The following is a 602-nucleotide window of genomic DNA, read 5'->3' on the forward strand; positions in this document are numbered from 1 at the left end:
GACACGCTGGTTGGTGACCGCGGCGCGGATACGCTGGACGGGAATGGCGGCAGCGACCGGGTGTCCTACTCTTACGAGACCGGCACCCGCGGGATCAGCGCAAACCTGACCGCTGGTACGGTGGTCGACACCTATGGTTTTGTAGATACGTTGATCGGCATCGAATTTCTCGCAGGTTCTCTCAATGACGACACTCTGCGCGGGTCTGCCGATGGCAACCTACTGATTGGCGAAGACGGCAACGACCTGATCGAGAGCTTTGCCGGGAATGACATCCTGATCGGTGGAGATGGCAACGATACGCTGGACGGCGGCGCGGGTGTGGACGAAGTGTCTTACCTGCGCGAAGGCGGCAACCAAGGCGTCAACGTCAATCTGACCACAGGTGTTGCAACAGATACCTATGGCGCGACCGACAGCCTGATTTCCATCGAGCGCCTTTACGGCACCGAGCAAGCCGACACCCTTGTCGGTTCGGCGGAAGGCGATCTGATCTTCGGAGAAGCAGGCAACGACCTGATCCAGTCGCAGGGCGGCAACGACACGCTGGTTGGTGACCGCGGCGCGGATACGCTGGACGGGAATGGCGGCAGCGACCGGGT

Annotated in this window: 1 protein-coding gene; it reads left to right on the top strand. The window is 61.1% G+C overall.

Translation table 11 applies throughout. The features are described 5' to 3' along the window. Positions 1-602 (top strand): calcium-binding protein (locus tag WNE31_RS18415; protein WP_349981399.1); only part of this gene is annotated, 602 nt, incomplete at both ends.

Source organism: Shimia fortis (genome assembly GCF_040225985.1).
Classification (GTDB): Bacteria; Pseudomonadota; Alphaproteobacteria; order Rhodobacterales; family Rhodobacteraceae; genus Shimia.